Source organism: Serratia sp. 22278, assembly GCF_052045405.1.
GTDB classification, from domain to species: Bacteria; Pseudomonadota; Gammaproteobacteria; order Enterobacterales; family Enterobacteriaceae; genus Serratia; species Serratia marcescens.
Map to the genome: position 1 here is coordinate 1 of NZ_JBQEOW010000022.1, position 25634 is coordinate 25634.

A 25634-nucleotide genomic window follows, 5' to 3' on the forward strand; every position below is an offset into this window, starting at 1 on the left:
CGGTCTGCGTTTCGCAATCCGTGAAGGCGGCCGTACTGTAGGCGCTGGTGTTGTTGCTAAAGTTATCGCTTAATCGCGAATAATTTTTCGACACAAAAAAGGGCACTTAGGTGCCCTTTTTTTATGCAATTCGTACAAATCTTAATTGAAATAAAAACCATTCCTATTTAGACTCAATGCATTGGTTAAGAAGTGAGTCTCTTTATGTATGTATGTCTGTGTAATGCGGTGACTGACAAAGCGATCCGTAATGCGGTGCGTCAGCACAACCCCCATACCATGAAGCAACTGCGTGAACTTGTGCCGATTGGTACCGATTGTGGAAAGTGCATTCGTCAGGCAAGACAGATTATGGTGGAGGAACGCGGAACTATCATCCCAATGCATGAAGTTGCCTAACAAAGGGTAAGGTTATTTTTGACTCTTGGCTTACAGGTTCTACACTTTTAGAACTGGCCAGGAGGAGTTACCTATGAAAGGCGATAAAAAGATCATTGCTCACCTCAACAAACTGCTCGGCAACGAGCTGGTTGCCATCAATCAATATTTCCTGCACGCCCGCATGTTCAAGAATTGGGGTTTAATGCGCCTCAACGATAAGGAATACCACGAGTCGATCGACGAAATGAAACATGCCGATCGCTACATTGAACGCATCCTGTTCCTGGAAGGAATACCTAATCTGCAAGACCTCGGCAAGCTGAACATCGGCGAAGACATTGAAGAGATGCTGCGTTCCGATCTGGCGCTGGAATTGGCGGGTGCCAAGAACCTGCGCGAAGGTATCGCCTACGCCGACTCGATCCACGATTATGTCAGCCGTGATTTGATGATCGACATTCTGGCCGATGAAGAAGAGCATATCGACTGGCTGGAAACCGAGCTGGATCTGATCGCTCGCCTCGGCATTCAAAACTATGCCCAGGCCCAGATTTTAGAGCGCAAAGAGTAAGCCTGCCTTCCGTTCGTCATCGCCTCTCCTGCCGGTGACCGTTTTTACGGTGGGGCAGGGGAGCTGCCCGCCAAGCATAATTCATACCTTGATCGCCGCCTTCATCCCGTGACCGTCGCTGAAAGCGCAAAAATGACGATTTCCTGAGCATATTTCCAACTGCGGCTTGCTTCCTGGGCCATTTTGCGTATAATGCGCGGGCTTACCTAATCTTGGTAAGCCTGATTTTAGCGAATCAGTCGATTGGCAGGCCTTTTTTGCCTTTCGAACAATACTCCCGATATGGGGGTTATATGTTGACGATTACACTCCCCCATCAATCGAAATGGGTGTGAGGAGTAATTATTTACGTTTATAAATAATTGGAGCTCTGGTCTCATGCAGAACCAAAGAATCCGTATCCGCCTGAAAGCGTTTGATCATCGTCTGATCGATCAATCAACCGCGGAAATCGTCGAGACTGCAAAGCGCACTGGTGCGCAAGTCCGTGGTCCGATCCCGCTGCCAACTCGCAAAGAGCGCTTTACCGTTCTGATCTCTCCGCACGTCAACAAAGACGCGCGCGATCAGTACGAGATTCGCACTCACAAGCGTCTGGTTGACATCGTTGAGCCAACCGAGAAAACCGTTGATGCTCTGATGCGTCTGGATCTGGCTGCCGGTGTAGACGTGCAGATCAGCCTGGGTTAATCAGGTCATTGAGCGATTGAGAGGTTGAAACAATGATTGGTTTAGTCGGTAAAAAAGTGGGTATGACCCGTATCTTCACTGAAGATGGCGTTTCTATCCCAGTAACCGTAATTGAAATTGAAGCGAACCGCGTGACTCAGGTTAAAAGCCTGGACACCGACGGTTACCGTGCCGTTCAGGTTACCACTGGTAGCAAAAAAGCTAACCGTGTAACCAAGCCGGAAGCGGGCCATTTCGCTAAAGCTGGCGTTGAAGCTGGCCGTGGTCTGTGGGAATTCCGCCTGGAAGAAGGTCAAGAATTCGCTGCAGGTCAGGAAATTAGCGTAGAAATCTTCGCTGACGTTAAAAAAGTCGATGTTACCGGTACTTCTAAAGGTAAAGGTTTTGCTGGCACTGTTAAGCGCTGGAACTTCCGTACCCAAGACGCTACCCACGGTAACTCCTTGTCTCACCGCGTTCCGGGTTCTATCGGTCAGAACCAGACTCCGGGCAAAGTGTTCAAAGGCAAGAAAATGGCTGGCCACCTGGGTGATGAGCGCGTAACCGTTCAAAGCCTGGACGTAGTACGTGTTGACGCTGAGCGCAACCTGCTGCTGGTTAAGGGTGCTGTACCGGGCGCAACCGGTGGCAACCTGATCGTTAAACCAGCTGTGAAGGCGTAAGGGGATAGCAATGGAATTAGTATTGAAAGACGCGCAAAGCGCGCTGACTGTTTCCGAAACTACCTTCGGTCGTGATTTCAACGAAGCGCTGGTACACCAGGTTGTTGTTGCTTATGCAGCAGGTGCCCGTCAAGGTACTCGTGCTCAGAAGACCCGTGCTGAAGTAACTGGTTCCGGCAAAAAGCCATGGCGTCAGAAAGGCACCGGCCGTGCGCGTTCAGGTTCTGTAAAGAGCCCGATCTGGCGTTCAGGCGGCGTGACCTTTGCTGCTAAGCCACAGGACCACAGTCAGAAAGTAAACAAAAAGATGTACCGCGGCGCGCTGAAAAGCATCCTGTCCGAACTGGTACGTCAAGATCGTCTGATCGTTGTCGAGAAGTTCTCTGTAGAAGCGCCTAAAACTAAGCTGCTGGCACAGAAACTGAAAGATATGGCTCTGGAAGACGTGCTGATCGTGACCGGTGAACTGGATGAGAATCTGTTCCTGGCAGCTCGCAACCTGTACAAGGTTGACGTGCGCGATGTAGCAGGTATCGATCCGGTTAGCCTGATCGCCTTCGACAAAGTGGTTATGACTGCTGATGCTGTGAAGCAAGTTGAGGAGATGCTGGCATGATCCGTGAAGAACGTTTGCTGAAAGTGCTGCGTGCACCGCACGTATCTGAAAAAGCATCCGCTGCGATGGAAAAAAGCAACACCATCGTTCTCAAAGTTGCCAAAGACGCGACCAAAGCAGAAATCAAAGCTGCAGTGCAGAAACTGTTTGAAGTCGAAGTCAAAGACGTGAACACCCTGGTAGTTAAAGGGAAAGTGAAGCGTCACGGTCAGCGTGTTGGTCGTCGTAGCGACTGGAAAAAAGCTTACGTCACCCTGAAAGAAGGCCAGAATCTGGACTTCATCGGCGGCGCAGAGTAAGTCGGAGGAGTAAGAACAATGGCAATTGTTAAATGTAAACCTACATCTCCGGGTCGTCGCCACGTTGTTAAAGTGGTTAACCCTGAGCTGCACAAGGGTAAACCTTATGCCCCGCTGCTGGAAAAACTGAGCAAAAGCGGTGGTCGTAACAACAATGGCCGTATCACCACCCGTCATATCGGTGGTGGCCACAAGCAACATTATCGTCTGGTTGACTTCAAGCGCAACAAAGACGGTATCCCTGCTGTGGTTGAGCGTCTGGAGTACGATCCGAACCGTTCCGCGAACATCGCGCTGGTTCTGTACAAAGACGGCGAACGCCGTTACATCCTGGCGCCGAAAGGCCTGAAAGCTGGTGACCAGATTCAATCTGGCGTTGATGCTGCAATCAAAGCGGGTAACACCCTGCCGATGCGCAACATTCCAGTTGGTTCAACGGTTCACAACGTAGAAATGAAACCAGGTAAAGGCGGCCAGATGGCTCGCTCCGCTGGTGCCTACGTTCAGATCGTTGCTCGTGATGGTTCCTACGTAACTCTGCGTCTGCGCTCCGGCGAAATGCGTAAAGTTCCAGCTGATTGCCGCGCCACCCTGGGTGAAGTCGGTAACGCTGAACACATGCTTCGCGTTCTGGGTAAAGCAGGTGCTGCACGTTGGCGTGGTGTTCGTCCTACCGTTCGCGGTACGGCGATGAACCCGGTAGATCACCCGCACGGTGGTGGTGAAGGTCGTAACTTTGGTAAGCACCCGGTAACTCCGTGGGGCGTTCAGACCAAAGGTAAGAAGACCCGTAGCAACAAGCGTACTGATAAGTTCATCGTACGTCGCCGTAGCAAAAAATAATTAGAGGATAAGCCATGCCACGTTCTCTCAAGAAAGGTCCTTTTATTGACCTGCACTTGCTGAAGAAGGTAGAGAAAGCGGTGGAAAGCGGTGACAAGAAGCCTTTGCGCACTTGGTCCCGTCGTTCAACGATCTTTCCTAACATGATCGGTTTGACCATCGCTGTCCATAATGGTCGTCAGCACGTACCAGTGTTCGTTTCCGATGAAATGGTCGGTCACAAACTGGGTGAATTCGCGCCGACTCGTACTTATCGCGGCCATGCGGCTGATAAAAAAGCTAAAAAGCGCTAAGGTAGGAGGAAGAGATGGAAACTATCGCTAAACATCGCCACGCTCGTTCTTCTGCTCAGAAGGTTCGCCTTGTTGCTGACCTGATTCGCGGTAAGAAAGTGTCGCAAGCTCTGGAAACTCTGACCTACACCAACAAGAAAGCTGCTGGTCTGGTTAAGAAAGTGCTGGAGTCTGCCATTGCTAACGCAGAACACAACGATGGCGCTGACATCGATGATCTGAAAGTTACGAAAATCTTCGTAGACGAAGGCCCAAGCATGAAGCGCATTATGCCGCGTGCAAAAGGTCGTGCAGATCGCATCCTGAAGCGCACCAGCCACATTACTGTGGTTGTGTCCGATCGCTGAGACTCTGGAGACTAGCAATGGGTCAGAAAGTACATCCTAATGGTATTCGCCTGGGTATTGTCAAACCTTGGAACTCTACTTGGTATGCGAATACCAAAGAATTCGCTGACAACCTGGACAGCGACTTTAAAGTTCGTCAATTCCTGACTAAGGAACTGTCGAAAGCTTCCGTTTCTCGCATCGTTATCGAGCGTCCTGCGAAGAGCATCCGTGTGACCATTCACACTGCTCGCCCAGGCATCGTTATCGGCAAGAAAGGTGAAGACGTCGAAAAACTGCGCAAGGTCGTAGCGGACATCGCTGGCGTTCCTGCACAGATCAACATCGCCGAAGTCCGTAAACCGGAACTCGACGCTAAATTGGTTGCTGACAGCATCACTTCTCAGCTGGAACGTCGCGTTATGTTCCGTCGTGCTATGAAGCGTGCAGTACAGAACGCAATGCGTCTTGGCGCTAAAGGTATCAAAGTTGAAGTAAGCGGCCGTCTTGGCGGCGCCGAAATCGCACGTACCGAATGGTACCGCGAAGGTCGTGTTCCATTGCACACTCTGCGTGCGGACATCGACTACAACACATCTGAAGCGCACACCACTTATGGTGTAATCGGCGTTAAGGTATGGATCTTCAAAGGTGAGATCCTGGGTGGTATGGCTGCAGTTGAACAACCGGAACCGGCTGCTCAACCTAAAAAGCAGCAGCGTAAAGGCCGCAAGTAAGGAGAGTCGCTGATGTTACAACCAAAGCGTACAAAATTCCGTAAGGTGCACAAGGGCCGCAACCGTGGTCTGGCGCAAGGTACGGATGTTAGCTTCGGCACTTTCGGTCTGAAAGCTGTTGGCCGTGGCCGTCTGACTGCTCGTCAAATCGAAGCAGCTCGTCGTGCAATGACTCGTGCAGTTAAGCGTCAAGGCAAGATCTGGATCCGTGTATTCCCGGACAAACCGATCACCGAGAAGCCGCTGGAAGTGCGTATGGGTAAAGGTAAGGGTAACGTGGAGTATTGGGTTGCCCTGATCCAGCCTGGTAAGGTCCTGTACGAAATGGACGGCGTGCCAGAAGAGGTTGCCCGCGAGGCATTCAAACTGGCAGCAGCGAAACTGCCGATCAAAACCACCTTTGTAACTAAGACGGTGATGTAATGAAAGCACAAGAGCTGCGTGAAAAAAGCGTTGAAGAGCTGAATGCCGAGCTGCTCAACCTGCTGCGTGAGCAATTCAACTTGCGCATGCAGGCGGCCAGTGGCCAGCTGCAACAAACTCACCTGTTGAAACAAGTGCGTCGTGACGTCGCACGCGTTAAGACTTTACTGACTCAAAAGGCGGGTGTGTAAATGACTGAAGTTATCCGTACCCTGCAGGGTCGTGTTGTTAGCGATAAAATGGAGAAATCCATCGTTGTTGCTATCGAGCGTACTGTGAAGCACCCGATCTACGGGAAATTCATCAAACGTACGACCAAGCTGCACGTACATGACGAGAACAACGAATGTGGTACCGGCGACGTGGTGGAAATCCGCGAATGCCGCCCACTGTCCAAGACCAAGTCCTGGACGTTGGTTCGCGTTGTAGAGAAAGCGATTCTGTAATAGAGTAGCTGGCTCTCACTTAATAAACGGCTCAGAAAATGAGCCGTTTATTTTTTCTACCCATACCAAGTAAGCGGTGTTATAATGCTGCGCCCTCGGTTATGGGGCTTTTCAACGGCCTAATTTTTACTTGGGTCTTTAAAGTAGTAGTTGACATTAGCGGAGCACTAAAATGATCCAAGAACAGACTATGCTGAACGTCGCCGACAACTCCGGTGCACGTCGCGTAATGTGTATCAAGGTTCTAGGTGGCTCGCACCGTCGCTACGCAGGCGTCGGCGACATCATCAAAATTACCATCAAGGAAGCAATTCCTCGCGGTAAGGTGAAGAAAGGCGATGTTCTGAAGGCGGTAGTGGTGCGCACCAAGAAGGGTGTACGTCGCCCGGACGGTTCTGTCATTCGCTTCGATGGCAATGCATGCGTTATTTTGAACAATAACAGCGAGCAGCCAATCGGTACGCGTATTTTTGGGCCGGTAACTCGTGAACTGCGTAATGAGAAGTTCATGAAAATTATCTCTCTGGCACCAGAAGTACTCTAAGGAGCGAACATGGCAGCGAAGATCCGTCGTGATGACGAAGTTATCGTGATTACCGGGAAAGACAAAGGTAAGCGCGGTAAAGTAAAAAATGTCCTGTCTGCTGGCAAGGTCATTGTTGAAGGCATCAACCTGGTTAAGAAACACCAGAAGCCGGTTCCGGCTCTGAACCAACCAGGCGGCATTGTTGAGAAAGAAGCTGCAATTCAGGTTTCTAACATTGCTATCTTCAACGCGGCTACCGGCAAGGCTGACCGTGTAGGCTTTAGATTCGAAGACGGCAAAAAAGTCCGTTTCTTCAAGTCTAACAGCGAAACTATCAAGTAATTTGGAGTAATACGATGGCGAAACTGCATGATTACTACAAAGACGAGGTAGTCAAACAACTGATGTCTCAGTTTGATTACAACTCTGTCATGCAAGTCCCTCGGGTCGAGAAGATCACCCTGAACATGGGTGTTGGTGAAGCGATTGCTGACAAGAAACTGCTGGATAACGCAGCAGCGGACCTGGCAGCTATCTCCGGTCAAAAACCGTTGATCACCAAAGCCCGCAAATCCGTTGCAGGCTTCAAAATCCGTCAGGGCTATCCGATCGGCTGTAAAGTAACTCTGCGTGGCGAACGCATGTGGGAGTTCTTTGAGCGTCTGATCTCCATTGCTGTTCCACGTATCCGTGACTTCCGTGGCCTGTCCGCCAAGTCATTCGATGGCCGTGGCAACTACAGCATGGGCGTGCGTGAGCAAATCATCTTCCCAGAAATCGACTACGACAAAGTCGATCGCGTTCGTGGTTTGGATATTACCATTACCACTACTGCGAAATCTGATGATGAAGGCCGCGCGCTGCTGGCTGCTTTTAACTTCCCGTTCCGCAAGTAAGGCAGGGTTACTGATGGCTAAGCAATCAATGAAAGCACGCGAAGTCAAGCGCGTGAAATTAGCTGACAAGTTCTTTGCAAAACGCGCTGAACTGAAAGCTATTATCTCTGATGTGAACGCATCCGATGAAGATCGTTGGAATGCCGTTCTCAAGCTGCAAACTCTGCCGCGTGATTCCAGCCCGTCTCGTCAGCGTAAACGCTGCCGCCAAACTGGCCGTCCACATGGTTATGTGGGCAAATTCGGGTTGAGCCGTATTAAGCTTCGTGAAGCCGCTATGCGCGGTGAAGTACCAGGCTTGAAAAAGGCTAGCTGGTAATTACCAATTGAATCACGGGAGTAAAGACAGATGAGCATGCAAGATCCGATCGCGGATATGCTGACCCGTATCCGTAACGGTCAAGCCGCGAACAAAGTTGCGGTCACCATGCCTTCCTCCAAGCTGAAAGTGGCAATTGCCAACGTGCTGAAGGAAGAAGGTTTTATTGAAGATTTCAAAATCGAAGGCGACGCCAAGCCTGTTCTGGAACTGGTACTGAAGTACTTCCAGGGCAAAGCTGTGGTAGAAAGCATTCAACGTATCAGCCGTCCAGGTCTGCGCATCTACAAGAAAAAAGATGAGCTGCCAAAAGTTATGGCCGGTTTGGGTATCGCTGTTGTTTCTACCTCTAAAGGTGTTATGACCGATCGTGCAGCTCGCCAGGCTGGTCTGGGTGGCGAGATTATCTGCTACGTAGCTTAATTCGGGAGGAAAGAATGTCTCGTGTTGCAAAAGCACCCGTCGTCATTCCTGCCGGCGTAGAGGTAAAACTCAACGGTCAGGTTATTTCGATTAAGGGTAAAAACGGCGAGTTGACTCGTACTATCCACGACGCCGTTGAAGTGAAGCAAGAAGCTAACGCACTGACTTTCGCTCCGCGCGAAGGTTTTGCTAACGCATGGGCCCAAGCGGGTACCACGCGCGCTCTGCTGAACGCAATGGTTGTTGGTGTTACCGAAGGCTTCACCAAGAAGCTTCAACTGGTAGGTGTTGGTTATCGTGCTGCCGTTAAAGGCAACGTGGTGAATTTGGCCCTGGGCTTCTCTCACCCTATCGATCACCAGCTGCCGGCAGGTATCACTGCTGAATGCCCAAGCCAAACTGAAATCGTGCTGAAAGGCGCTGATAAGCAGGTAATTGGCCAGGTAGCAGCAGATCTGCGCGCTTACCGTCGTCCTGAGCCTTACAAAGGCAAGGGTGTTCGTTACGCCGACGAAGTCGTGCGTACCAAAGAGGCTAAGAAGAAGTAAGGTAACACTATGGATAAGAAATCTGCTCGTATCCGTCGTGCGACCCGCGCACGCCGCAAGCTCCAAGAGCTGGGTGCAACCCGCCTGGTGGTACATCGTACCCCGCGTCACATTTACGCACAGGTGATTGCTCCAAACGGTTCTGAAGTACTGGTAGCCGCTTCTACTTTAGAAAAAGCTATCGCGGAGCAACTGAAGTATTCCGGTAACAAAGACGCAGCAGCAGCCGTAGGTAAAGCTCTGGCTGAGCGCGCGTTGGAAAAAGGGATTGCGAAAGTATCCTTTGACCGTTCCGGTTTCCAATATCATGGTCGAGTCCAGGCACTGGCAGATGCTGCCCGTGAAGCTGGCCTTCAGTTCTAAGGAAGAGGTTTAAGATGGCTCACATCGAAAAACAAGCTGGCGAACTGCAGGAAAAGCTGATCGCGGTAAACCGCGTATCTAAAACCGTAAAAGGTGGCCGTATTTTCAGCTTTACCGCACTGACTGTAGTTGGTGATGGTAACGGTCGCGTTGGTTTTGGCTACGGCAAAGCACGCGAAGTTCCAGCAGCGATCCAGAAAGCGATGGAAAAAGCCCGTCGCAACATGATGAACGTCGCGCTGAACAGCGGCACCCTGCAGCACCCTGTTAAGGGCGCTCACACGGGTTCTCGCGTGTTCATGCAGCCTGCTCATGAAGGTACCGGTATCATCGCGGGCGGTGCAATGCGCGCCGTTCTCGAAGTTGCTGGGGTGCACAACGTATTGGCTAAAGCTTATGGTTCCACCAACCCGATCAACGTGGTTCGTGCAACTATCGACGCTCTGGCGAATATGAAGTCTCCTGAAATGGTCGCTGCTAAGCGTGGTAAATCCGTTGCCGACATTCTGGGGTAATTGACCATGGCTAAGACTATTAAAGTTACACAAACTCGCAGCTCAATTGGCCGTCTGCCGAAGCATAAAGCTACTCTGCTCGGTCTGGGTCTGCGTCGTATTGGTCACACCGTAGAGCGCGAGGATACTCCTGCTGTTCGCGGTATGGTCAACCTGGTTTCCTACATGGTTAAAGTTGAGGAGTAACAGATGCGTTTAAATACTCTGTCTCCGGCTGAAGGTGCCAAGCATGCGCCTAAGCGTGTAGGTCGTGGTATTGGTTCTGGCCTGGGTAAAACCGGCGGCCGTGGTCACAAAGGTCAGAAGTCTCGTTCTGGCGGTGGCGTACGTCGTGGTTTCGAAGGTGGTCAGATGCCTCTGTACCGTCGTCTGCCGAAATTCGGCTTCACTTCACGCAAAGCGATGATCACGGCAGAAGTTCGTCTGTCTGAACTGGCTCTGGTTGAAGGCGATGTTATCGACCTGAACGCGCTGAAAGCCGCTAACGTAGTTGGTGTCCAGATCGAATTCGCGAAAGTTGTACTTTCTGGCGAAGTCGCTCGTCCGGTAACCCTGCGTGGTCTGCGTGTCACCAAAGGCGCTCGTGCTGCTATCGAGGCTGCTGGCGGTAAAATTGAGGAATAAGTAGCAGATGGCTAAGCAACCAGGATTAGATTTTCAAAGTGCTAAAGGCGGGCTCGGCGAGCTGAAGCGCAGACTTTTGTTTGTCATCGGCGCGCTGATTGTCTTCCGCATCGGCTCTTTCATTCCGATTCCTGGTATCGATGCCACTGTGCTTGCCAAATTGCTTGAGCAGCAGAGAGGCACTATCATTGAAATGTTTAACATGTTCTCTGGTGGTGCCCTCAGCCGTGCTTCTATCTTTGCTCTGGGGATCATGCCGTATATCTCGGCGTCGATCATTATCCAGCTGCTGACGGTGGTTCATCCAGCGTTGGCGGAAATCAAGAAAGAAGGGGAGGCTGGCCGTCGCAAGATTAGCCAGTACACCCGCTACGGTACGCTGGTATTGGCCATATTCCAGTCGATCGGTATTGCTACCGGTCTGCCGAATATGCCTGGTATGCAGGGCCTGGTGTTAAACCCAGGCTTTGCATTCTACTTTACTGCGGTTGTGAGCCTGGTAACCGGGACAATGTTCCTGATGTGGTTGGGTGAGCAGATTACTGAGCGCGGTATCGGCAACGGTATCTCGATCATTATCTTCGCGGGTATTGTAGCGGGGCTCCCGCCGGCAGTGGCCCATACTATCGAGCAAGCGCGGCAAGGCGACCTGCACTTCCTCCTGCTGCTGTTGGTTGCAGTATTGGTGTTTGCAGTAACCTTCTTCGTTGTTTTCATCGAGCGTGGTCAACGTCGTATCGTCGTTAACTATGCGAAGCGTCAACAAGGTCGTCGTGTTTATGCAGCACAGAGTACACACTTACCGTTGAAAGTGAACATGGCGGGTGTTATCCCGGCGATTTTCGCTTCCAGCATTATTCTGTTCCCGGCCACGATTGCATCATGGTTTGGGGGCGGTACCGGTTGGAACTGGCTGACTACGATTTCGCTGTATTTGCAGCCAGGGCAACCGCTTTATGTGTTACTCTATGCGTCTGCAATCATCTTCTTCTGTTTCTTCTACACGGCGTTGGTCTTCAACCCGCGTGAGACAGCAGATAACCTGAAGAAGTCCGGTGCCTTCGTACCAGGAATTCGTCCGGGAGAGCAAACGGCGAAGTATATCGATAAAGTAATGACGCGTTTAACCCTGGTGGGCGCGATGTACATTACTTTCATCTGCCTGATCCCGGAGTTCATGCGTGATGCAATGAAAGTACCATTCTACTTTGGTGGTACCTCGCTACTGATCGTGGTTGTCGTCATCATGGACTTTATGGCTCAAGTGCAAACTCTGATGATGTCAAGTCAGTACGAGTCTGCATTGAAGAAAGCAAATCTGAAAGGCTATAACCGCTAGTCAGATTCGTTTGAGAAGTTACGGAGAGTAAAAATGAAAGTTCGTGCTTCCGTCAAGAAATTATGTCGTAACTGCAAAATCGTTAAGCGTAACGGTGTCGTTCGTGTGATTTGCAGCGCCGAGCCGAAGCATAAACAGCGTCAAGGCTGATTATCTCGCATATTTTTCTTGCAAAGTTGGGTTGAGCTGGCTAGATTAGCCAGCCAATCTTTTGTATGTCGCACTGCAACATTATTTGAGTATCCTGAAAACGGGCTTTTCAGAATGGTGTTGCTGTATAAAATAGTAGGAGTGCATAGTGGCCCGTATAGCAGGCATTAACATTCCTGATCATAAACATACCGTTATCGCCTTAACGTCGATCTTCGGTATCGGTAAAACCCGTTCACAGGCTATCTGTGCATCCACGGGTATTGCTGAAAATGTTAAGATCAGTGAGCTGTCTGAAGAGCAAATCGAAAAGCTTCGTGATGCAGTTGCCAAATACACCGTTGAGGGTGATTTGCGTCGTGAAATTACCCTGAGCATCAAGCGTCTTATGGACCTTGGTTGCTATCGTGGTTTGCGTCATCGTCGTGGTCTGCCGGTACGCGGTCAGCGCACCAAGACCAACGCTCGTACCCGTAAGGGTCCGCGCAAGCCGATCAAGAAATAATCGGGGTTATTGAATAATGGCAAAGGCACCTGTTCGTACACGTAAGCGTGTAAGAAAGCAAGTCTCTGACGGCGTGGCTCATATCCATGCTTCTTTCAACAACACCATCGTTACCATCACTGATCGTCAGGGTAATGCTTTGGGTTGGGCAACAGCCGGTGGTTCCGGTTTCCGTGGTTCTCGTAAGTCCACTCCGTTCGCAGCACAGGTTGCAGCAGAACGTTGTGCTGACGCAGTGAAAGAATACGGTATCAAGAACCTGGAAGTTATGGTTAAAGGACCTGGTCCTGGTCGTGAGTCTACTATCCGCGCTCTGAACGCGGCTGGTTTCCGCATCACTAACATTACTGATGTGACTCCGATCCCTCATAACGGTTGTCGTCCGCCGAAAAAGCGCCGCGTGTAACGCAGCTTTTAGGATTGTTGGAGAAAGAAAATGGCAAGATATTTGGGTCCTAAGCTCAAGCTGAGCCGTCGTGAGGGCACAGACCTGTTCCTTAAGTCTGGCGTTCGCGCGATCGATTCCAAGTGTAAAATTGAACAAGCACCTGGTCAGCACGGTGCGCGTAAACCGCGTCTGTCTGATTACGGTGTTCAGTTGCGTGAGAAGCAGAAAGTTCGTCGTATGTACGGCATTCTGGAGCGTCAATTCCGCAACTATTACAAAGAAGCAACCCGCCTGAAGGGCAACACCGGTGAAAACCTGTTGCAGCTGCTGGAAGGTCGTCTGGACAACGTTGTTTACCGTATGGGCTTCGGCGCTACTCGTGCAGAGTCACGTCAGCTGGTTAGCCACAAAGCAGTTATGGTAAACGGTCGCGTTGTTAACATCGCTTCTTATCAGGTATCTCCGAATGACGTAGTCAGCATCCGCGAGAAAGCTAAAAAGCAGTCTCGTGTTAAAGCTTCTCTGGAGCTGGCTGAGCAGCGTGAAAAGCCGACTTGGCTGGAAGTTGATGCTGCTAAGATGGAAGGCGTGTTCAAGCGTATGCCTGAACGTACCGATCTGTCTGCGGACATTAACGAACACCTGATCGTCGAGCTTTACTCCAAGTAAAGCTTAGTACCAAAGAGAGGACACAATGCAGGGTTCTGTGACAGAGTTTCTAAAACCGCGCCTGGTAGATATCGAGCAAGTCAGTTCGACGCACGCCAAGGTGACCCTTGAGCCTTTAGAGCGTGGCTTTGGCCATACTCTTGGCAACGCACTGCGCCGTATTCTGCTTTCATCTATGCCGGGTTGCGCGGTGACCGAGGTTGAGATTGATGGTGTACTGCATGAGTACAGCACCAAAGAAGGCGTACAGGAAGATATCCTGGAGATCCTGCTCAACCTGAAAGGGCTGGCGGTGAGAGTTCAAGGCAAAGACGAAGTTATTCTTACCCTGAATAAATCTGGCATTGGCCCTGTGACCGCTGCCGACATCACCCATGATGGTGATGTCGAAATCGTCAAGCCTCAGCACGTGATTTGCCACCTGACTGATGAGAACGCGGCTATCAGCATGCGTATCAAAGTTCAGCGCGGTCGCGGTTATGTGCCGGCTTCTGCCCGAATTCATTCGGAAGAAGATGAGCGCCCAATCGGTCGTCTGTTGGTTGACGCCTGCTACAGCCCTGTAGAGCGTATCGCCTACAATGTTGAAGCTGCGCGTGTAGAACAGCGTACTGACTTGGATAAGCTGGTCATCGAAATGGAGACCAATGGCACGATCGATCCTGAAGAGGCGATCCGCCGTGCGGCCACCATTCTGGCTGAACAACTTGAAGCTTTCGTTGACCTGCGTGATGTGCGTCAGCCGGAAGTTAAAGAAGAGAAACCGGAATTCGATCCGATCTTGCTGCGCCCTGTTGACGATCTGGAATTGACTGTCCGCTCTGCTAACTGCCTCAAGGCAGAAGCTATCCACTACATCGGTGATCTGGTACAGCGTACCGAGGTTGAGTTGCTGAAAACGCCAAACCTGGGTAAAAAATCTCTTACCGAGATTAAAGACGTGCTGGCCTCACGTGGTCTGTCTCTGGGCATGCGCCTGGAAAACTGGCCGCCGGCAAGCATTGCTGACGAGTAACCGGATCACAGGTTAAGGTTTTACTGAGAAGGATAAGGTCATGCGCCATCGTAAGAGTGGTCGTCAACTGAACCGTAACAGCAGCCATCGCCAGGCTATGTTCCGTAACATGGCCGGCTCTTTGGTTCGTCATGAGATCATCAAGACGACCCTGCCAAAAGCAAAAGAGCTGCGTCGCGTTGTTGAGCCGCTGATTACTCTTGCCAAGACCGACAGCGTAGCTAATCGTCGTCTGGCATTCGCCCGTACTCGTGATAACGAGATCGTGGCAAAACTGTTTAACGAGCTGGGCCCGCGTTTCGCGAGCCGTGCCGGTGGTTACACTCGCATTCTGAAGTGTGGCTTCCGCGCAGGCGACAACGCGCCGATGGCATACATCGAGCTGGTTGATCGTGCTGAGTCTCAAGCAGAAGTAGCAACTGCAGAGTAATCTGTAGACGCGTAAAAAAACCGGGCTTGCCCGGTTTTTTTACGCCCAAATCCCGCCAAATGTGCTCAATTCCCCCGCCGTGCTTAAGATCCCTGCCCCTATCCGTTATGCTAAGACTCATTCAATAGGCTCACTGAGACTGTCTGTTATGGGGTTGCTTGACCAATGGGCGGAACGTCATATCCTTGATGCCCAGGATAAAGGCGAGTTCGACAATCTGCCCGGCCAGGGCCAACCGCTGGTGCTGGACGATGACAGCGCGGTGCCTGCTGAGCTGCGCGCCGGTTACCGTCTGCTGAAAAATTCCGGTTACCTGCCGCCGGCGCTGGAAGATCGCAAAGAGGCGTTGACCGTTGCTCACTTACTGCAAGGGATCAACAGTGAGCATCCGCACTATGTCGATCTCAGCAAGCGCATGGCACTGCTGGAACATCGGTTGCGTCAGGCTGGGATGAGCACCGATTTCTTGCATGGCGAATATCAGCGCGCGCTGGACGGTAAATTCACTCGGGAGGAGAAGTAATGTTCAAGATAGGTCAGTTGGCCAAGCTTGCCGAAGTGACGCCGGATACCGTGCGTTACTATGAAAAGCAGGGCATGATGGATCACAATGTCCGCACAGAGGGCGGTTATCGACTCTACACCGAGCAGGATCTGCAGCGGCTGCGTTTTATTCGCTATGCCAAACAGTTGGGCTTTACTCTGGAAACGATCGCCGAACTGCTGTCGATCCGGGTTGATCCTGAACATCATACCTGCCAGGAGTCGAAGTCGATCGTCGATGCTCGCCTGAGCGAAGTGGAAAGTAAGTTGGCGGAGCTGACTCGCATGCGCGAATCGTTGAAACGCTTGAGCGACGCCTGCTGCGGCACTGCCCATACCAGCAACTATTGTTCTATTCTGGAAGCCTTGGAACAGGGCGCCAGCGATGATAAAGGCAAAAAAGGTTGCTGACGGCACTTTAATTTTTATATTGCCGGCAGTATTATCGGCTCGTTTTATTACCCTACCTTTTACAGGAGCATTATCATGACGAAATATCGTCACACCAAAGGTCAGATTCAAGATAACGCCATTGAGGCGCTGCTGCATGATCCGCTATTCCGTCAGCGGGTAGAAAAGAATGTGAAAGGCAAAGGCAGCTATCGGCGTAAAGAAAAACACAACAAAGGCGGTAACTGGGAGGCCAGTGGTAAACTATCAAGCGATAATTTACCACTGGCCTTCTGGTTTTAAGGCATTAAAAAAGCCACCTTCATCAGGTGGCTTTTTATTGGCATAACCAAACGCTGTCTTACAGTTTTGGCTGCTGTTGCTGGCTCAGCAAATCACGGATCTCCGTCAGCAGTTTCTCTTCTGCGGTAGGTGCCGGCGGCGCTGCGGGCGCTTCTTCCTGTTTGCGGCGCATTTTGTTCATCAATTTAATCGCCAGGAAGATGGCGAAGGCGACAATCACGAAGTCGAATACGGTTTGGATGAATGAACCATAGTTCATTACCACCGCCGGTACGGCGCCCTGAGCTTCGCGTAACACCAGATGGAACTGTTTAAAGTCGACGCCGCCGATCAGTAAGCCCAGTGGTGGCATGATGATATCAGCCACGAAGGACGAAACAATCTTGCCGAATGCAGCACCGATAATCACACCGACGGCCAGATCGACCACGTTGCCGCGCATGGCAAATTCGCGAAACTCTTTCAACATACTCATAGAACGCACCCCTTGCAGAATTAATAACTCAAGTTTAACAAAGCAATTTCCCTTTGCCACAAATGGCGAGAAGTTTTATCTCCTCCCAAGGCAGAGAACAACTACGCAATTATAGACCATCGCCTAATAAATTCGTTCTACAAGAAGAACGGGCTCGGTTGGAACAAGCGTTCAACGTCAGGCACGAATTTCTTGTCGGTAATAAACATGATGACGTGATCGCCCTGTTCGATTTTGCTGTTGCCGTTGGCAATGATCACGTCATCGCCACGCACGATCGCACCGATGGTCGTCCCCGGTGGCAACTTGATATCTTCGACGATGCGGCCGACCACTTTGGACGTGCTTTCATCGCCGTGTGCAATCGCCTCGATCGCTTCCGCCACGCCGCGGCGCAGCGACGAAACGCTGACGATATCCGCTTTGCGCACGTGCCCCAACAGGGCGGAGATGGTCGCCTGCTGCGGTGAAATGGCGATATCAATCACGCTGCCCTGCACCAGGTCGACATAGGCGCGGCGCTGGATCAGCACCATCACCTTCTTGGCGCCCATGCGCTTAGCCAGCATGGCGGACATGATGTTGGCCTCATCGTCGTTGGTGATGGCGATGAAAACATCCACCTGCTCGACGTGCTCTTCGGCCAGCAGCTCCTGATCGGAGGCATCGCCGTAGAATACGATGGTATCGTGCAGCTGTTCGGCCAGTTCGGCGGCGCGTTGCTGATTCCGCTCGATCAGTTTGACGTTGTAGTCTTTTTCCAGTTTGGCGGCCAGGCCGGCGCCGACGTTGCCGCCGCCGACGATCATGATGCGCTTATAGGGTTTTTCCAGCCGCTGCAGTTCGCTCATCACCGCGCGGATATGCTGTGAGGCGGCGACGAAGAAAACTTCATCGCCTGCTTCGATAATGGTCGAGCCCTGCGGACGGATCGGTCTGTCCTGGCGGAAAATAGCGGCGACGCGGGTGTCGATATGCGGCATGTGCTCGCGCATTGAAGAGAGCGCATTGCCGACCAGCGGGCCGCCGTAATAGGCTTTAACCGCGGCGATGCTGACCTTGCCTTCGGCGAAGTTAACCACCTGCAGGGCGCCAGGGTATTCAATCAGCTTGTAGATATAGTCGATGACCAGCTGCTCCGGCGAAATCAGATGGTCGATTGGCACCGCTTCCGGCAGGAACAGTTTTTCCGACTCGCGGATATATTCCGGCGCGCGGATACGGGCGATACGGTTGGGGGTGTTAAACAGAGAATAGGCGATCTGGCAGGCGATCATGTTGGTTTCGTCGGAGTTGGTGACGGCGACCAGCATGTCGGCGTCTTCTGCGCCGGCTTCGCGCAGCACCCGAGGGTGGGAACCATGTCCCTGAACCACCCGCAAATCGAATTTATCCTGTAGTTGGCGCAAGCGGCCGGAATCGGTATCGACGACGGTGATATCGTTGTTTTCACCCACCAGGTTTTCCGCCAGCGTCCCGCCAACCTGACCGGCACCAAGAATAATTATTTTCATCGTGTTCTCTGCTTCACACTGAAAGACTTAGGGCGCGCACGCACGCCCTGAAGCATTACATTTTAATCAGCTTAGCGTAAAAGAAGCCATCGCCGTCCTCGGGATGCGGGATATTCTGTCGCCCTGGCCGTTGCGCATCGCCGGTTTCAACCAGCTTGGCATCGGCGTGGCGTTGCAAGAACGCGGCGATCTGGCTGCTGTTTTCATCCGGCAGGATAGAGCAGGTGGCGTAAACCATCACGCCGCCTGGTTTTAGATGCGGCCAGACGGCTTCCAGAATTTCTGCCTGCAGTGCGGCGAGTTCGGCGATGTCGCGATCGCGGCGCAGCCATTTGATGTCGGGGTGACGGCGGATCACGCCGGTGGCGGAACAAGGCGCGTCCAGCAGGATACGATCGAACTGTTTGTCCCCGCACCACTGCTGCGGAGTGCGGCCATCGCCCAATTTAACCTCTGCGTGCAAACGCAGACGCTGCAGGTTCTCTTTGACTCGCGCCAGGCGCTGTTCGTCGATATCGACCGCCATGACGTGCGCTTTCGGCGCCGCTTCCAGAATATGCGTGGTTTTGCCGCCGGGTGCGGCGCACAGGTCGAGGATCTGTTCGCCGTCTTGCGGATCCAACAGATCGACACACCCCTGGGCTGAGGCATCTTGCACGGTGACCCAGCCTTCGGCGAACCCTGGCAGATCGGTCACGGCGCAAGGCGCCAGCAAACGCACCGCATCGGCATAGTCTGAATGAGTTTCCGCGGCGATGCCGGCGTCGCTCAGCAGCTGCAGATAAGCGTCACGGGTGTGATGCAGGCGGTTGACGCGCAGCCACATCGGCGGTTTCTGGTTATTGGCGTCGACGATCTGTTCCCAGTTGGCGGGATAAGCTTGTTGAATGCGTTTCAGCAACCAGCTCGGGTGCAGATAGCGGCTGTCATTGTTAGAGGCGCGCTGCAGCAGCTCTTCCTGCTGGCGCTGGAATTGCCGCAAGACGCCGTTAATCAGGCCTTTCAACTGCGGCCGTTTCAGCGCCACCGCGCCTTCCACGGTTTCCGCCAACACGGCGTGCGCCGGGATGCGGGTATACAGCAACTGATACAGGCCGACCATCAGCAAGTAGTGCAGCGTACGCTGCTTACCGGTCAGCGGCTTGGCCATCAATTGCTGAATGCACCATTCGAGCTGCGGCAGCACGCGCAACGTGCCGAAACACAGCTCCTGCAGCAATCCGCGATCTTTATCGCTGATGGAGGTTTGCAGCGCCGGCAGGACAGTGCTGAGCGACTGCCCCTGATCCAGCACCTGGCCGATGGCTTTGGCAGCGATGCTGCGGAGATTGTAATTATTTTTCATAGGCTGAAGCTGATAACGATCGGCATTAAGAAAATAACGGCCCGGCGATGAACGGCCGGGCAGTGGAGCGACTTACAGCCGGTTACCCGGGGTAAACCATTCACGACGTGAATTTAAAAGGTCTTGCGCCGACATCGGTTTCTTGCCGGCGGGCTGCAGTTGGATCAGGTTGAGGATACCGTCGGCAGTCGCCACCTGGATACCGTGCTTGTCGGCATGGACAACGGTGCCTGGCTCCGCGTTGGCGCTTTGTGCCAGTACGCTGGCCTGCCACACTTTCACCGGTTGATCGTCGATGGTGAAGTAGCTGACCGGCCAAGGGTTGAAGGCGCGGATGCAGCGCTCCAACTGGGCAGCGGACAGTGTCCAGTCCAGGCGGGCTTCTTCTTTGCTCAGTTTCTCGGCGTAGGTGACCAGCGCTTCGTCCTGCACTTCGCGGGTGGCGCTGCCGTCTGCCATTTGGCGCAGCGTAGTCAACATGCCCTGTGGGCCGAGCTGGGCCAGCTTGTCGTAGAGACTGGCGCTGGTATCGCTGCTCTCAATCTGGCAGGCAATCTTGTGCATCATGTCACCGGTATCGAGACCGACGTCCATCTGCATGATGGTCACGCCGGTTTCGCTGTCACCGGCCCAGAGCGAACGCTGGATCGGCGCCGCGCCGCGCCAGCGAGGCAGCAGCGAGCCATGTACGTTGATGCAACCGAGACGCGGCATATCCAGCACCGCCTGCGGCAGGATCAGCCCGTAGGCCACCACCACCATCACGTCGGCGTTGAGATCGGCCACCAGGCGCTGGTTCTCTTCGGGGCGCAGCGATTTGGGCTGAAATACCGGCAGTTGGTGTTGCTCGGCCAGCACTTTGACCGGGCTTGGCGTCAGCTTGTTGCCGCGGCCCGCCGGGCGGTCGGGCTGGGTAAAAACGCCGACAATCTGGTGCTCAGATGACAACAGCGCGTCAAGATGACGCGCTGCGAAGTCTGGTGTTCCGGCGAAAATAATCCGTAAAGAGTCAGACACGTTGATTTCCTGATCGGTTAGGCGCGGGCTTGAAGCTTGGCCATTTTTTCCAGTTTCTGACGAATGCGCTGACGCTTGAGCGGCGACAGGTAATCGACGAACAGTTTGCCCATCAGGTGATCCATCTCGTGCTGGATGCAGATCGCCAACAGGTCGTCCGCTTCCAGCTCGAAAGGTTTGCCTTCACGATCCAGTGCGCGGATCTTCACCTGCGCGGCGCGCGGCACTAACGCACGCTGCTCGGGAATGGAAAGACAGCCTTCCTCGATGCCGGTTTCGCCGCTTTTTTCCAGCAGCTCCGGGTTGATCAACACCAGGCGCTGATCGCGATTCTCGGAGACGTCGATCACGATAATGCGCTGATGGATATCCACCTGAGTCGCAGCCAGGCCAATGCCTTCCTCTGCGTACATGGTTTCAAACATATCATCCACGATGCGCTGGATATCTGCATTGACTTCTTTTACCGGCGCTGCGACTTTGCGCAGACGCTCGTCTGGGAAATGTAATACCTGCAAGACTGACATATATCTTTAGATCTGTATCCGAGTAATGAACGAGGTTTAACCTCTATTCTAGACATTTCCCGACCTGATTGACAGCATTGTGCACCAATTGCTCAGATTGGTAATACCACCGTTTTTGCTGAGGGAACAGACGATGCGGCCGGAAGAGATCGCTTTACGGATGCGAGGGGTAACGGGGCTGCAGACCGTCGTGGCCAGCCGGATCGTGCAGCAGCTATCGCAAATGGATTGCGAACCACGCCGCGTGCTGCATGAGCTGGGATTGAACGAACGGCAGCAGACGCAGTTCAACCAGTTGGATCCCGGTTATCTGTCGGCTAGCCTGCGTTGGTTGGAGCTGCCGGCGCACCGTATGCTGAACTATGGGGCGGCCGGTTATCCCGAACGCCTGGCCCAGATCGACGATGCGCCGCTATTTTTGCTGATCGAAGGCGATCCTCAGGCGTTGTCGCACCCGCAGCTCGCCATGGTGGGCAGCCGGCAGTTCAGCCACTACGGCGAGCGTTGGGCTCACCATTTCGCCGAGGAATTGGCGCGTTGCGGTTTCACCATCACCAGCGGTTTGGCGATCGGCATCGACGGCATTTGCCATCGCGCGGCGCTGGCGGCCGGTGGCTGCACGATTGCGGTGTTGGGCAGCGGGCTGGGCAATATCTATCCGCGCCGGCACCGCCGGCTCGCGGAGCAGATAGTCGAGCAGGGCGGTGCGGTGATTTCAGATCATTTAGTCACCGACTTGCCTCTGGCCGACCATTTTCCTCGCCGTAACCGTATTATCAGCGGGCTCAGCCAGGGCGTTCTGGTCATAGAAGCCTCGTTGCGCAGCGGTACCCTGGTGACAGCTCGCTATGCGCTGGAGCAGGGGCGTGAGGTATTCGCCTTGCCGGGGCCGTTAGGGAACCCGATGAGCGAAGGCACGCACTGGCTGATCCAACAGGGCGCGCATCTGGTCACCGGGCCGAAAGATATCGCCGAATTGCTGGGAAGCGGCCTCCAATGGTTGCCACTGAACGAAAATACAACTATTTGTGCGTCGCAGGCTGAAGTTGAATTGCCATTTGCCGATGTGTTGGCTAACGTAGGAGATGAGGTGACACCTGTTGACGTCGTCGCTGAACGTGCCGGCCAACCTGTGCCAGTGGTGGTAATCAAGTTACTCGAACTGGAGTTAGCAGGGTGGATCGCAGCTGTACCCGGCGGCTATGTCCGATTAAGGAGGGCAAGCCATGTTCGACGTACTCATGTACTTGTTTGAAACTTATATCCACAATGAACCAGAGATGCGCGTCGATCAGGATCAACTGACCGATGATCTCGCCCAAGCGGGGTTTCATCAGGATGATATCTACAACGCGTTGAATTGGCTTGAGAAGTTGGCTGACCTGCAAGAAGGTCAAAATGCGCCTTACTTTATGGATGCCGATCCGCTGGCGATGCGGATCTATACCGAAGAGGAAAGCGCGCGTTTGGACGCCGGCTGCCGTGGTTTTCTCCTGTTCCTGGAACAGATTCAGGTATTGAACCTCGAAACCCGTGAAATGGTTATCGACCGCGTTATGGCTTTGGATAATGCGGAATTCGATCTCGAAGATCTGAAATGGGTCGTGTTGATGGTGCTGTTTAATATCCCCGGATATGAAAGCGCCTATCAGCAAATGGAAGAACTGTTGTTTGAAGTGAACGAAGGTTATCTGCATTGAGCCGATAACGCGCATAGAAGACGTTATGACAAAAAACGCGATTTTTGCCGCCAGGCAAAATGAACCCTGTCCGGAATGCGGGGCCGAGCTGGTGATCCGTAGCGGTCGCCACGGCCCTTTTCTCGGCTGTTCCCAGTATCCTGAATGCCAATATATTCGGCCGCTGAAAGCACAGGCCGATGGCCATATCGTCAAGGTGTTGGACGGGCAACCGTGCCCGAAATGTCAGGCGACGTTGGTGCTGCGCCAGGGGCGCTATGGCATGTTTATCGGCTGCAGCGATTATCCGCAGTGCGATCACACTGAAGTGATCGATAAGCCTGATGAAACCGCCATTACCTGTCCGCAGTGCGGCCAAGGCAAACTGTTGCAGCGCAAGTCGCGTTACGGCAAGGTTTTCCACTCCTGCGATCGTTACCCGGAATGCCAGTTTGCTCTCAACGTTAAACCCGTCGCCGGTGAATGCGCCTATTGCCATTATCCGCTGCTGATGGAAAAGCGCACGGCAAAAGGCCCCGTCCTGTGCTGTGCCAGCAAGCTGTGCGGGAAACCCGTTGCGACTACAGAATAATCACATCATGAATTCAGAATTAAGCCCGAACCTTTTATCTATCATCGATGCTTTGCATCAACAGCAGGTGATTGCCTATCCCACCGAAGCGGTATTCGGCCTGGGTTGCGATCCCGACAGCGAACAGGCGATCAATGCGCTGCTGGCGTTGAAACAGCGGCCGTGGGAAAAGGGGCTGATTCTGATCGCCGCCGACTATGCGCAGCTTAAGTCTTATATTGACGACAGTACGCTCAGCGAACAGCAGCGCGCGACGATGTTCGCCAGCTGGCCTGGGCCGGTAACCTGGGTATTGCCTGCTCGCCCGGAGACGCCGCGTTTGTTGACCGGGCGTTTCAGTTCACTGGCGGTGCGCGTCAGCGATCATCCGTTGGTGCAGTTGCTGTGCCGGCAGTACGGCAAGCCGCTGGTGTCGACCAGCGCCAATCTCAGTGGGCTGGAACCGTGCCGCAGCGCGGATGAGGTCACACGGCAATTTGGCGAGGCTTTCCCGGTATTGGCCGGCAAGGTAGGCGGCCGTCTTAATCCTTCCGAAATCAGAGATGCTCTGACCGGCGAACAGATCCGTCAGGGCTAGAGGAAATGGGCATGGAGAAGTTTGCGGTATTTGGCAACCCTATCGGCCACAGCAAGTCGCCGCGAATTCATGCGCTGTTCGCAGCCCAGACTGACATAGAGCATCCTTATGGAACAGTGCTGGCGCCGCTGGACGGTTTTGAAATCAGCCTGCAGGAATTTATCCGCGCCGGAGGGCAGGGGGCGAACGTCACGGTGCCTTTCAAGGAGCGAGCTTATTCGGCTGCTTCTGAGCTGAGCGAGCGTGCAGCGATGGCCGGGGCGGTCAATACCCTGAAGGTGTTGCCGAATGGTGGCCTATTGGGGGATAACACCGACGGCATCGGTTTGCTGACCGATCTGCAGCGTCAGCAATTGATCCGGCCGCAGGATCGCATTCTGCTGGTGGGCGCCGGCGGCGCGGCGCGCGGCGTGATCCTGCCGCTGCTGTCTTTCGGCTGCCGGCTCACGATCACCAACCGCACCTTCAGCCGGGCCCAAGAGTTGGGCGACGCTTTCCGGCATCTGGGGGAGATCTCGGCGGTGCCGATGGATCAATTGGGTCAACAAGCTTTTGATCTGGTGATCAATGCGACGGCATCCGGCATCAGTGGAGAGATCCCGGCGTTGCCTACGGGCGTAGTCAACGCGCAAACCCGTTGCTATGACATGTTCTATCAGCAGGGCGTCACGCCGTTCCTAGCCTGGGCGCAGCAGCAAGGGGCAACGGAATATGCCGATGGGCTGGGCATGTTGGTGGGGCAGGCGGCGCATGCTTTCCTGCTTTGGCACGGAGTGATGCCAGAGATCGAACCGGTATTACGCCAGCTGCGCAGCGAACTGGCGGCATAAATCCCCTACCCCGTTCTCTTTATAGGGAACGGGGAGCCCGTCAGATGTCTTCCGACAGGTATTCATCTTTCCAGCGTACATAGTTGTTAGAAGAATAAAGCAATCCCTCCAACTCGGCGGCGGTCAAAGGCCGAACCTGGCGTGCCGGGCTACCCATATAAAGATAGCCGCTGGCCAGGCGTTTGCCCGGCGCTACCAAACTGCCGGCGCCAATCATCACATCGTCTTCTACGACTACGCCGTCCAACAGGATCGATCCCATACCGACCAGCACCCGGTTGCCGATGGCGCAGCCGTGCAGCATCGCTTTATGGCCAACGGTCACGTCTTCTCCAATAAGCAGGGGATAACCGTCGGGGTTATGTTCGGAGCGATGAGTTACATGCAGCACGCTGCCGTCCTGAATATTGCTGCGCGCGCCGATCTTTACCGCATTGACGTCACCGCGAATGGCGACCAACGGCCAGATGCTGACGTCATCCGCCAGATCGACGTCGCCGATCACCACGCTGGAAGGATCGATCAAGACGCGTTGACCGAGTTTGGGTGTGTATTGAAGATAAGAACGTACTGCATCGGACATGGTGCTTGCCTCACGTCGGGATCATATTTACCGGCAATACTAGACCCTGGCGATGGAATTACAACCAGTCGCCGCGCCGGATCCTGCGGAAAATGGCCCTGATCGCACAAGATCCACCCGGAAGGGCTGAAAAGTGTGCAAACGGAAAGAAAAGATCAAAAAAGGGGTTGTGCAAAAAACTCGGATCCCTATAATGCGCCTCCATCGACACGGCGCAAGTGATTCACTTCACACAGCGGCCGGGAAGAAAGAGAAAAAATCC

At 53.4% G+C, this 25634-nt stretch carries 44 protein-coding genes and 1 pseudogene; 39 read left to right on the forward strand and 6 right to left on the reverse strand.

The genetic code is table 11. The features are described from left to right. From ACTJJ6_RS22975 to ACTJJ6_RS23140, 34 genes and pseudogenes are all read left to right on the forward strand, one after another. Positions 1 to 73, forward strand: a pseudogene (locus ACTJJ6_RS22975) (EF-Tu/IF-2/RF-3 family GTPase); the annotation flags it as partial. Between the two features lie 131 nt (positions 74 to 204). After that, complete coding sequence (bfd, locus tag ACTJJ6_RS22980) at positions 205 to 399, forward strand: bacterioferritin-associated ferredoxin (protein ID WP_015379266.1); 195 nt, start codon at positions 205 to 207, stop codon at positions 397 to 399. Positions 400 to 472: 73 nt separating this feature from the next. Then, positions 473 to 952 carry a bacterioferritin gene (bfr, locus tag ACTJJ6_RS22985; protein ID WP_004929784.1) on the forward strand — a complete coding sequence of 160 codons (480 nt, stop codon included), beginning with the start codon at positions 473 to 475 and terminating at the stop codon, positions 950 to 952. Between the two features lie 378 nt (positions 953 to 1330). Beyond that, positions 1331 to 1642 carry a 30S ribosomal protein S10 gene (gene rpsJ, locus ACTJJ6_RS22990; protein ID WP_001181005.1) on the forward strand — a complete coding sequence of 104 codons (312 nt, stop codon included), beginning with the start codon at positions 1331 to 1333 and terminating at the stop codon, positions 1640 to 1642. A gap of 32 nt (positions 1643 to 1674) precedes the next feature. Next, on the forward strand, positions 1675 to 2304 hold the full coding sequence (gene rplC / locus ACTJJ6_RS22995; protein WP_015379265.1) for a 50S ribosomal protein L3: 630 nt from the start codon (positions 1675 to 1677) through the stop codon (positions 2302 to 2304). 10 nt (positions 2305 to 2314) lie between these two features. Then, complete coding sequence (rplD, locus tag ACTJJ6_RS23000) at positions 2315 to 2920, forward strand: 50S ribosomal protein L4 (protein ID WP_004929779.1); 606 nt, start codon at positions 2315 to 2317, stop codon at positions 2918 to 2920. Continuing rightward, positions 2917 to 3219 (forward strand): 50S ribosomal protein L23, encoded by a 303-nt coding sequence (gene rplW / locus ACTJJ6_RS23005; protein ID WP_004929776.1) that lies wholly within the window; start codon positions 2917 to 2919, stop codon positions 3217 to 3219. Before rplD ends, rplW begins: the two co-directional genes overlap by 4 nt. Before the next feature lie 18 nt (positions 3220 to 3237). Then, the gene (rplB, locus tag ACTJJ6_RS23010; protein ID WP_004929775.1) at positions 3238 to 4062 is read left to right on the forward strand and encodes a 50S ribosomal protein L2; all 825 of its coding nucleotides are present in this window, start codon (positions 3238 to 3240) and stop codon (positions 4060 to 4062) included. Positions 4063 to 4076: 14 nt separating this feature from the next. Further along, positions 4077 to 4355 carry a 30S ribosomal protein S19 gene (gene rpsS / locus ACTJJ6_RS23015; RefSeq protein WP_004929772.1) on the forward strand — a complete coding sequence of 93 codons (279 nt, stop codon included), beginning with the start codon at positions 4077 to 4079 and terminating at the stop codon, positions 4353 to 4355. Positions 4356 to 4369: 14 nt separating this feature from the next. Next, entirely contained in the window at positions 4370 to 4702 is a 333-nt protein-coding gene (gene rplV / locus ACTJJ6_RS23020) for a 50S ribosomal protein L22 (protein ID WP_002223844.1), read from the forward strand. A gap of 17 nt (positions 4703 to 4719) precedes the next feature. Next, on the forward strand, positions 4720 to 5418 hold the full coding sequence (gene rpsC / locus ACTJJ6_RS23025) for a 30S ribosomal protein S3 (RefSeq protein ID WP_004929766.1): 699 nt from the start codon (positions 4720 to 4722) through the stop codon (positions 5416 to 5418). Between the two features lie 12 nt (positions 5419 to 5430). Beyond that, the gene (gene rplP / locus ACTJJ6_RS23030) at positions 5431 to 5841 is read left to right on the forward strand and encodes a 50S ribosomal protein L16 (RefSeq protein ID WP_004929764.1); all 411 of its coding nucleotides are present in this window, start codon (positions 5431 to 5433) and stop codon (positions 5839 to 5841) included. Continuing rightward, positions 5841 to 6032: a 50S ribosomal protein L29 gene (gene rpmC, locus ACTJJ6_RS23035; protein WP_004929762.1), complete on the forward strand. Its 192-nt coding sequence runs from the start codon at positions 5841 to 5843 to the stop codon at positions 6030 to 6032. Before rplP ends, rpmC begins: the two co-directional genes overlap by 1 nt. Then, positions 6033 to 6287 carry a 30S ribosomal protein S17 gene (rpsQ, locus tag ACTJJ6_RS23040; RefSeq protein WP_004929760.1) on the forward strand — a complete coding sequence of 85 codons (255 nt, stop codon included), beginning with the start codon at positions 6033 to 6035 and terminating at the stop codon, positions 6285 to 6287. Between the two features lie 172 nt (positions 6288 to 6459). Beyond that, positions 6460 to 6831 (forward strand): 50S ribosomal protein L14, encoded by a 372-nt coding sequence (rplN, locus tag ACTJJ6_RS23045; protein ID WP_000613954.1) that lies wholly within the window; start codon positions 6460 to 6462, stop codon positions 6829 to 6831. A 9-nt stretch (positions 6832 to 6840) separates the two neighbouring features. Continuing rightward, positions 6841 to 7155 carry a 50S ribosomal protein L24 gene (rplX, locus tag ACTJJ6_RS23050; protein ID WP_004929758.1) on the forward strand — a complete coding sequence of 105 codons (315 nt, stop codon included), beginning with the start codon at positions 6841 to 6843 and terminating at the stop codon, positions 7153 to 7155. A gap of 14 nt (positions 7156 to 7169) precedes the next feature. Continuing rightward, on the forward strand, positions 7170 to 7709 hold the full coding sequence (gene rplE / locus ACTJJ6_RS23055) for a 50S ribosomal protein L5 (RefSeq protein ID WP_004929756.1): 540 nt from the start codon (positions 7170 to 7172) through the stop codon (positions 7707 to 7709). Between the two features lie 13 nt (positions 7710 to 7722). Beyond that, positions 7723 to 8028: a 30S ribosomal protein S14 gene (gene rpsN, locus ACTJJ6_RS23060; RefSeq protein WP_004929754.1), complete on the forward strand. Its 306-nt coding sequence runs from the start codon at positions 7723 to 7725 to the stop codon at positions 8026 to 8028. 30 nt (positions 8029 to 8058) lie between these two features. Then, the gene (rpsH, locus tag ACTJJ6_RS23065) at positions 8059 to 8451 is read left to right on the forward strand and encodes a 30S ribosomal protein S8 (RefSeq protein WP_004929753.1); all 393 of its coding nucleotides are present in this window, start codon (positions 8059 to 8061) and stop codon (positions 8449 to 8451) included. Between the two features lie 14 nt (positions 8452 to 8465). Next, complete coding sequence (gene rplF / locus ACTJJ6_RS23070) at positions 8466 to 8999, forward strand: 50S ribosomal protein L6 (protein ID WP_004929751.1); 534 nt, start codon at positions 8466 to 8468, stop codon at positions 8997 to 8999. A gap of 9 nt (positions 9000 to 9008) precedes the next feature. Then, positions 9009 to 9362, forward strand: coding sequence for a 50S ribosomal protein L18 (gene rplR, locus ACTJJ6_RS23075; RefSeq protein WP_004929748.1), 354 nt, complete (start codon positions 9009 to 9011; stop codon positions 9360 to 9362). 14 nt (positions 9363 to 9376) lie between these two features. Then, positions 9377 to 9877, forward strand: coding sequence for a 30S ribosomal protein S5 (gene rpsE / locus ACTJJ6_RS23080; RefSeq protein WP_004929747.1), 501 nt, complete (start codon positions 9377 to 9379; stop codon positions 9875 to 9877). A 6-nt stretch (positions 9878 to 9883) separates the two neighbouring features. Further along, positions 9884 to 10063: a 50S ribosomal protein L30 gene (gene rpmD, locus ACTJJ6_RS23085; RefSeq protein ID WP_048232028.1), complete on the forward strand. Its 180-nt coding sequence runs from the start codon at positions 9884 to 9886 to the stop codon at positions 10061 to 10063. 3 nt (positions 10064 to 10066) lie between these two features. Beyond that, a complete protein-coding gene (gene rplO / locus ACTJJ6_RS23090; protein WP_004929742.1) occupies positions 10067 to 10501 on the forward strand; it encodes a 50S ribosomal protein L15 in 435 nt (144 codons plus the stop codon). Positions 10502 to 10508: 7 nt separating this feature from the next. Beyond that, a complete protein-coding gene (secY, locus tag ACTJJ6_RS23095; RefSeq protein ID WP_004929740.1) occupies positions 10509 to 11840 on the forward strand; it encodes a preprotein translocase subunit SecY in 1332 nt (443 codons plus the stop codon). Positions 11841 to 11873: 33 nt separating this feature from the next. Continuing rightward, positions 11874 to 11990: a 50S ribosomal protein L36 gene (rpmJ, locus tag ACTJJ6_RS23100; protein WP_002227352.1), complete on the forward strand. Its 117-nt coding sequence runs from the start codon at positions 11874 to 11876 to the stop codon at positions 11988 to 11990. 148 nt (positions 11991 to 12138) lie between these two features. After that, positions 12139 to 12495: a 30S ribosomal protein S13 gene (gene rpsM / locus ACTJJ6_RS23105; RefSeq protein WP_004929734.1), complete on the forward strand. Its 357-nt coding sequence runs from the start codon at positions 12139 to 12141 to the stop codon at positions 12493 to 12495. A gap of 16 nt (positions 12496 to 12511) precedes the next feature. Next, positions 12512 to 12901: a 30S ribosomal protein S11 gene (rpsK, locus tag ACTJJ6_RS23110; RefSeq protein WP_004929731.1), complete on the forward strand. Its 390-nt coding sequence runs from the start codon at positions 12512 to 12514 to the stop codon at positions 12899 to 12901. 30 nt (positions 12902 to 12931) lie between these two features. After that, on the forward strand, positions 12932 to 13552 hold the full coding sequence (gene rpsD / locus ACTJJ6_RS23115; protein WP_004929729.1) for a 30S ribosomal protein S4: 621 nt from the start codon (positions 12932 to 12934) through the stop codon (positions 13550 to 13552). Positions 13553 to 13577: 25 nt separating this feature from the next. Continuing rightward, complete coding sequence (locus ACTJJ6_RS23120; RefSeq protein ID WP_002919219.1) at positions 13578 to 14567, forward strand: DNA-directed RNA polymerase subunit alpha; 990 nt, start codon at positions 13578 to 13580, stop codon at positions 14565 to 14567. Positions 14568 to 14607: 40 nt separating this feature from the next. Beyond that, a complete protein-coding gene (gene rplQ, locus ACTJJ6_RS23125; RefSeq protein WP_004929726.1) occupies positions 14608 to 14997 on the forward strand; it encodes a 50S ribosomal protein L17 in 390 nt (129 codons plus the stop codon). A gap of 148 nt (positions 14998 to 15145) precedes the next feature. Then, a complete protein-coding gene (locus ACTJJ6_RS23130) occupies positions 15146 to 15520 on the forward strand; it encodes a DUF1992 domain-containing protein (protein WP_440804442.1) in 375 nt (124 codons plus the stop codon). Further along, positions 15520 to 15951 (forward strand): Zn(2+)-responsive transcriptional regulator, encoded by a 432-nt coding sequence (gene zntR / locus ACTJJ6_RS23135; RefSeq protein ID WP_016930321.1) that lies wholly within the window; start codon positions 15520 to 15522, stop codon positions 15949 to 15951. The genes ACTJJ6_RS23130 and zntR overlap by 1 nt, the downstream gene beginning before the upstream one ends. Before the next feature lie 75 nt (positions 15952 to 16026). Further along, complete coding sequence (locus tag ACTJJ6_RS23140; RefSeq protein WP_033639242.1) at positions 16027 to 16233, forward strand: alternative ribosome-rescue factor A; 207 nt, start codon at positions 16027 to 16029, stop codon at positions 16231 to 16233. 58 nt (positions 16234 to 16291) lie between these two features. Here ACTJJ6_RS23140 and mscL read toward each other — a convergent pair whose 3' ends face one another. The 5 genes from mscL to def all read right to left on the reverse strand — a co-directional run bounded on the left by mscL (position 16292) and on the right by def (position 21111). Further along, positions 16292 to 16708: a large-conductance mechanosensitive channel protein MscL gene (gene mscL / locus ACTJJ6_RS23145; protein WP_025304493.1), complete on the reverse strand. Its 417-nt coding sequence runs from the start codon at positions 16706 to 16708 to the stop codon at positions 16292 to 16294. Positions 16709 to 16845: 137 nt separating this feature from the next. After that, entirely contained in the window at positions 16846 to 18222 is a 1377-nt protein-coding gene (trkA, locus tag ACTJJ6_RS23150) for a Trk system potassium transporter TrkA (protein WP_004929716.1), read from the reverse strand. A 55-nt stretch (positions 18223 to 18277) separates the two neighbouring features. Then, positions 18278 to 19567, reverse strand: coding sequence for a 16S rRNA (cytosine(967)-C(5))-methyltransferase RsmB (gene rsmB, locus ACTJJ6_RS23155; protein ID WP_097101294.1), 1290 nt, complete (start codon positions 19565 to 19567; stop codon positions 18278 to 18280). Positions 19568 to 19639: 72 nt separating this feature from the next. Next, positions 19640 to 20584 (reverse strand): methionyl-tRNA formyltransferase, encoded by a 945-nt coding sequence (gene fmt / locus ACTJJ6_RS23160; protein WP_115436583.1) that lies wholly within the window; start codon positions 20582 to 20584, stop codon positions 19640 to 19642. A gap of 17 nt (positions 20585 to 20601) precedes the next feature. Then, a complete protein-coding gene (gene def / locus ACTJJ6_RS23165; RefSeq protein WP_015379260.1) occupies positions 20602 to 21111 on the reverse strand; it encodes a peptide deformylase in 510 nt (169 codons plus the stop codon). A 133-nt stretch (positions 21112 to 21244) separates the two neighbouring features. Between def and dprA the strand changes: the two genes are divergently transcribed. The 5 genes from dprA to aroE are packed head-to-tail and all read left to right on the forward strand — an operon-like array spanning position 21245 to position 24789. Next, positions 21245 to 22366, forward strand: coding sequence for a DNA-protecting protein DprA (gene dprA / locus ACTJJ6_RS23170; RefSeq protein WP_143778644.1), 1122 nt, complete (start codon positions 21245 to 21247; stop codon positions 22364 to 22366). Next, a complete protein-coding gene (gene smg, locus ACTJJ6_RS23175) occupies positions 22338 to 22811 on the forward strand; it encodes a DUF494 family protein Smg (RefSeq protein WP_004929707.1) in 474 nt (157 codons plus the stop codon). The genes dprA and smg overlap by 29 nt, the downstream gene beginning before the upstream one ends. 25 nt (positions 22812 to 22836) lie before the next feature. Next, positions 22837 to 23382: a DNA topoisomerase family protein gene (locus ACTJJ6_RS23180; protein ID WP_025304489.1), complete on the forward strand. Its 546-nt coding sequence runs from the start codon at positions 22837 to 22839 to the stop codon at positions 23380 to 23382. 7 nt (positions 23383 to 23389) lie between these two features. After that, positions 23390 to 23959 carry an L-threonylcarbamoyladenylate synthase type 1 TsaC gene (gene tsaC / locus ACTJJ6_RS23185; protein ID WP_049299067.1) on the forward strand — a complete coding sequence of 190 codons (570 nt, stop codon included), beginning with the start codon at positions 23390 to 23392 and terminating at the stop codon, positions 23957 to 23959. A gap of 11 nt (positions 23960 to 23970) precedes the next feature. Continuing rightward, on the forward strand, positions 23971 to 24789 hold the full coding sequence (aroE, locus tag ACTJJ6_RS23190) for a shikimate dehydrogenase (RefSeq protein WP_049299065.1): 819 nt from the start codon (positions 23971 to 23973) through the stop codon (positions 24787 to 24789). A gap of 40 nt (positions 24790 to 24829) precedes the next feature. Here aroE and ACTJJ6_RS23195 read toward each other — a convergent pair whose 3' ends face one another. Then, positions 24830 to 25372, reverse strand: a complete 543-nt coding sequence (locus tag ACTJJ6_RS23195; protein WP_004929699.1) for a gamma carbonic anhydrase family protein — start codon at positions 25370 to 25372, stop codon at positions 24830 to 24832. Positions 25373 to 25634 lie beyond the last annotated feature (262 nt).